Source organism: Hippea jasoniae, assembly GCF_000744435.1.
GTDB classification, from domain to species: Bacteria; Campylobacterota_A; Desulfurellia; order Desulfurellales; family Hippeaceae; genus Hippea; species Hippea jasoniae.
Genome location: NZ_JQLX01000009.1, coordinates 1 through 1,116, shown reverse-complemented (window position 1 = coordinate 1,116; position 1,116 = coordinate 1). Strand labels below are relative to the sequence as shown.

Genomic DNA, 1,116 nt, shown 5'->3' with positions numbered 1-1,116 from the left:
GGGGTCGTTCCCCTTTCGGTTCACTACCACCAGCATGTCAAGCCCAGGTAAGGTTCTTCGCGTATCATCGAATTAAACCACATGCTCCACCGCTTGTGCGGGCCCCCGTCAATTCCTTTGAGTTTTAGCCTTGCGGCCGTACTCCCCAGGCGGGACGCTTAACGCGTTAGCTTACGGCACCGGGAAGGTTACCTCCCGACACCCAGCGTCCATCGTTTAGGGCGTGGACTACCAGGGTATCTAATCCTGTTTGCTCCCCACGCTTTCGTGCCTCAGCGTCAGTTGCGTTCCAGCAAGCCGCCTTCGCCACCGGTGTTCCTCCCGATATCTACGGATTTCACCCCTCCACCGGGAATTCCGCTTGCCTCTCCCGCACTCTGAGCCCTGCAGTATCCAATGCAATTCTTGGGTTGAGCCCAAGGCTTTCACATTGGACTTACAGGGCCGCCTACGCACGCTTTACGCCCAGTGATTCCGAACAACGCTCGCACCCTACGTATTACCGCGGCTGCTGGCACGTAGTTAGCCGGTGCTTCCTCTGAGGGTACCGTCAAGCATAAAGGGGTATTAGCCCTCTATGCCTTCTTCCCCTCTGACAGGAGTTTACGACCCGAAGGCCTTCATCCTCCACGCGGCGTCGCTGGGTCAGGCTTTCGCCCATTGCCCAATATTCCCCACTGCTGCCTCCCGTAGGAGTCTGGCCCGTGTCTCAGTGCCAGTGTGGCTGACCATCCTCTCAGACCAGCTACCCGTCGTAGGCTTGGTAGGCTTTTACCCCACCAACTACCTGATAGGCCGCGGGCCCATCCTGAAGCGAGAGCTTGCAAGCAGAGGCCCCCTTTCCCCCTGCCTCTTGTGAGGCAGGGAACTATCCGGTATTAGCCCACCTTTCGGTGGGTTATCCCAGACTTCAGGGCAGGTTACCCACGTGTTACTCACCCGTGCGCCGGTTTACTCCTCTCCCGAAGGAGAGTTTCTCCCACGACTTGCATGTGTTAGGCACGCCGCCAGCGTTCGTTCTGAGCCAGGATCAAACTCTCATGTTAAAACTATGAAAGATATATATATCCTTCTTAGCTAAAACTCTGTTTCTTTTTCAGGGCTTTATCTTTCCAT

At 56.1% G+C, this 1,116-nt stretch carries 1 rRNA gene; it reads right to left on the bottom strand.

The features are described 5' to 3' along the window. Positions 1-1,046: ribosomal RNA gene (locus tag EK17_RS00780) — 16S ribosomal RNA — on the bottom strand; the annotation flags it as partial. Positions 1,047-1,116 lie beyond the last annotated feature (70 nt).